Genomic DNA, 4,030 nt, shown 5'->3' with positions numbered 1-4,030 from the left:
TGCGCGTACCGTCCAGTTCGCTGCCGTAGATCACTTTGAAGTGCTTGGCAAAGTCGAAATGCCGGGCGATCTCGCGGGCGAATTCCCACGGTTTGGAGGTCGCCACGTACAGCTGGCGACCCTGGCTGTTCAATTCTTCCAACAGAGGCATTACGCCGTCGAACACACGGTTTTCATACAGGCCGGTGACCTTGAAGCGCTCGCGGTAGAAGTTCACCGCTTCCCACGCCTTGGCTTCATCGAACCCGTAGAACTGCATGAACGCTTGCAGCAACGGCGGGCCAATGAAGTGTTCCAGCTGGGTCAGGTCCGGCTCGTCGATACCGAGCTTGGCGAGGGCGTACTGGATCGAACGGGTGATGCCTTCACGCGGGTCGGTCAGGGTGCCATCCAGGTCGAACAGCACGGTGGAGTAATGCAGGGTCATTGATTGAATCCTTCGGCCAGGTGCAGGTCTTTGAGCTTCACGTAGTTCGCGGCGCTGTAGGTGAAAAAGGCGCGCTCCTTGTCAGTCAGTGCGCGGATTTGTTTAACCGGGCTACCCACATACAAAAAGCCGCTGTCGAGTTTCTTGCCCGGCGGCACCAGGCTGCCGGCGCCGATGATCACGTCGTCTTCCACCACGGCGCCATCCATCACGATGCTGCCCATGCCGATCAACACGCGGTTGCCTACGCTGCAGCCGTGCAGCATGACTTTATGGGCGATGGTCACGTCATCGCCGATCAGCAGTGGGAAGCCGTCCGGGTTGAAGGGCCCGGCGTGGGTGATGTGCAACACGCATCCGTCCTGCACGCTGGTTCGTGCGCCGATGCGGATGTGGTGCATGTCGCCGCGGATGACGGTCAGCGGCCACACCGAGCTGTCGGTGCCGATTTCGACATCGCCGATCACCACCGCCGAAATATCGACAAACGCCCCGGTGCCCAGGGTTGGCGTGTGGTTCTGATAGGTGCGAAGGGTCACGATAGCCTCTCTCTCTTTTGCTGATAGCTGCGGTGGGCATTGATTGTAATTAAGATGGCCCCATCTTTGTCTTATCCGTTTCTTCAGCCAAGGTGCCAACCGTGAGCGCGAACAACCCCCTTCTGCAGTCCTACGACCTGCCGCCGTTCTCGGCGATCCGTGCCGAGCACGTGCAGCCGGCTATCGAACAGATCCTCGCCGACAACCGTGTTGCCATCGAAGGCATCCTGCAAAGCCAGGGTAAAAATCCGACATGGGCCGGGCTGGTCCTCGCGATGGACGAACTGAACGACCGCCTGGGCGCCGCCTGGAGCCCGGTCAGCCACCTCAACGCCGTGTGCAACAGCGCCGAACTGCGCGAAGCCTACGAGGCGTGCTTGCCTGCGTTGAGCGCCTACTCCACCGAGATGGGTCAGAACCGCGCACTGTTCCAGGCTTTCGAAGCCTTGGCCAACAGCCCGGAGGCCGCCGGCTTCGATGTGGCGCAAAAAACCATTCTGGAACACTCCCTGCGCGACTTCCGCCTATCGGGTATCGATTTACCGGCAGAGCAGCAAAAACGCTACGCCGAAGTGCAGAGCAAGCTGTCGGAGCTGGGCAGCAAATTCTCCAACCAGTTGCTGGACGCCACCCAAGCCTGGACCAAGCACGTTACCGATGAAGCCACCCTCGCCGGCTTGACCGACTCGGCCAAGACGCAAATGGCCGCCGCCGCCCAGGCCAAGGGCCTCGATGGCTGGCTGATCACCCTGGAATTCCCCAGCTACTATGCGGTGATGACCTACGCCCAGGATCGCGCCCTGCGTGAAGAAGTCTACGCCGCCTACTGCACCCGTGCGTCGGACCAGGGCCCGAATGCCGGTCAGAACGATAACGGCCCGGTGATGGAACAGATCCTCGACCTGCGCCAGGAGCTGGCCCAGTTGCTGGGTTATGCCTCTTTCTCTGAGCTGAGCCTGGCCACCAAGATGGCCGAGTCCAGTGACCAGGTGCTGAGTTTCCTGCGTGACCTGGCCAAGCGCAGCAAGCCGTTTGCCGCCCAGGACCTGCAACAGCTCAAGGCGTACGCCGCCGAGCAAGGCTGCGCCGACCTGCAAAGCTGGGATAGCGGTTTCTACGGCGAAAAACTGCGGGAGCAGCGCTACAGCGTGTCCCAGGAAGCCCTGCGCGCCTACTTCCCTATCGACAAAGTGTTGGATGGGTTGTTCGCCATTGTGCAGCGCCTGTACGGCATCGAGATTGCCGAGCAGAAAGGCTTCGACGCCTGGCATCCGGATGTGCGCCTGTTTGAAATCAAGGAAAACGGCCAGCATGTCGGCCGCTTCTTCTTTGACCTGTACGCCCGCGCCAATAAGCGTGGCGGTGCCTGGATGGACGGTGCGCGCGACCGCCGTCGCACGATTGACGGCGTGTTGCAAAGCCCGGTGGCCAACCTGGTGTGCAATTTCACCCCGGCCGACAGCGGCAAACCTGCCCTGCTGACCCACGATGAAGTGACCACTTTGTTCCACGAATTCGGCCATGGCCTGCATCACCTGCTGACCCGCGTGGAACATGCTGGTGTGTCTGGCATCAACGGCGTGGCCTGGGATGCGGTGGAGTTGCCGAGCCAGTTCATGGAGAACTGGTGCTGGGAGCCGGAAGGCTTGGCGCTGATCTCTGGCCACTATGAAACCGGCGAGCCGCTGCCCCAGGACCTGCTGGAAAAAATGCTGGCGGCGAAGAACTTCCAGTCCGGCCTGATGATGGTGCGCCAGTTGGAGTTTTCGCTGTTCGACTTCGAGCTGCACGCTACCCATGGCGATGGCCGCACGGTAGCGCAGGTGCTGGAAGGCGTGCGCGATGAGGTTTCGGTGATGCGTCCGCCAGCCTACAACCGTTTCCCCAACAGCTTCGCGCATATCTTCGCGGGCGGTTACGCGGCGGGTTACTACAGCTACAAGTGGGCCGAAGTGCTGTCGGCGGATGCCTTCTCCAAATTCGAAGAAGACGGCGTGCTCAATCCCGAGACGGGCCGCGCTTTCCGCGAGGCTATCCTGGCTCGTGGCGGTTCCCAGGAGCCGATGGTGCTGTTCGTCGATTTCCGCGGACGTGCGCCATCGATTGACGCACTCTTGCGCCACAGCGGCCTGAGTGAGGACGCGGCAGCATGAGTGAAGGGCCTGTGATTACCAAAAAGCAATTTATCGCCGGGGCGGTCTGCCCGGCGTGCAGCGAGCCGGACAAGTTGAAGATGTGGACCGAGGACAGCGTGCCACATCGTGAGTGCGTGGCCTGTGGGTATACCGATACGCTGAATGACCAAGGTTTGTCGGTGCCCAAAGAGTTGGGTACGCGGGTGAATACCTCGGCGTTGAAAGCGCCGGACCCAAAGGTGCAGGCGGTGCAGTTCTTTCCTAATCCGAAGCTGAAAAAAGACTAAAAAAACGGGGCACCTAAAGTGCCCCGTTTTTTTTCCAGCTATTGGTGGGTCTGCCGTTACAGCTGTTTCTCATCCTTCGTCGAGGTGGTGATCCAGCTTTTCATCGAGCACAGGGCAAAGGCGCTGGTGCTGCAATCGCCATTCGCCAAGGCGGTGCGCAACTTGTCGATATCGGCCTTCATCATGTAGCGAACGCCGTCCTTGAAACCATTGCTGGTGCCGAAGCCGCCCTGGGTCATTTCGTTCAGTGCGTCTTCCTTGCTCCAGCCCTGTACCACCACACGATACATCGCTGCCATCAGGCCGGTGCGGTCTGAGCCGTGTTTGCAGTGCATCAACACCGGGCCGTTCGCCTGGGCTTCTTGAATGGCGCGCAGGGCCGCGAGTACGTCGGTATCGTCGACATGGTTGGTGCGATAAGACAACTGCACCTGTTTGATATCCGGTGATTTCAGCCAGTTGGCATCCGACTCCGGCAGAAAGTTGATCACTGTACCGATCTTGAGTTTTTCCAGCACAGGCACGGCACTGCTGTCCGGCAAGGCACTGCGATAGAGCGTGGGGGTCATCTGGTGCAGGTTGAACTGGTTGCCCACAGGCTGGGCCCATTCCGGCGAGCGAGTCGACGGAACGTCCTCGGCT

Annotated in this window: 5 protein-coding genes; 2 read left to right on the top strand and 3 right to left on the bottom strand. The window is 60.3% G+C overall.

Annotated features, from left to right (window positions below):
- Both ACRESD_RS09720 and ACRESD_RS09715 read right to left on the bottom strand, forming a co-directional pair.
- Nucleotides 1-427: HAD hydrolase-like protein (locus ACRESD_RS09720; protein WP_431750720.1), on the bottom strand; the 427-nt coding region annotated here is incomplete at its 3' end.
- Nucleotides 424-966, bottom strand: coding sequence for a gamma carbonic anhydrase family protein (locus tag ACRESD_RS09715; RefSeq protein WP_431750719.1), 543 nt, complete (start codon nt 964-966; stop codon nt 424-426). The genes ACRESD_RS09720 and ACRESD_RS09715, both read right to left, overlap by 4 nt.
- Before the next feature lie 101 nt (nt 967-1,067).
- Between ACRESD_RS09715 and prlC the strand changes: the two genes are divergently transcribed.
- On the top strand, nt 1,068-3,119 hold the full coding sequence (gene prlC, locus ACRESD_RS09710) for an oligopeptidase A (RefSeq protein WP_431750718.1): 2,052 nt from the start codon (nt 1,068-1,070) through the stop codon (nt 3,117-3,119).
- Nucleotides 3,116-3,388 carry a YheV family putative zinc ribbon protein gene (locus ACRESD_RS09705; RefSeq protein WP_027608125.1) on the top strand — a complete coding sequence of 91 codons (273 nt, stop codon included), beginning with the start codon at nt 3,116-3,118 and terminating at the stop codon, nt 3,386-3,388. Before prlC ends, ACRESD_RS09705 begins: the two co-directional genes overlap by 4 nt.
- 56 nt (nt 3,389-3,444) lie before the next feature.
- Here ACRESD_RS09705 and ACRESD_RS09700 read toward each other — a convergent pair.
- Nucleotides 3,445-4,030, bottom strand: a 586-nt coding sequence (locus ACRESD_RS09700; protein ID WP_431750717.1) for a dual specificity protein phosphatase family protein, incomplete at its 5' end; no start/stop codon positions are given.

Origin of the sequence: Pseudomonas sp., from assembly GCF_050739995.1 — a bacterium.
Lineage (GTDB): Bacteria > Pseudomonadota > Gammaproteobacteria > Pseudomonadales > Pseudomonadaceae > Aquipseudomonas.
This window is presented reverse-complemented; position numbering and strand designations above follow the sequence as displayed.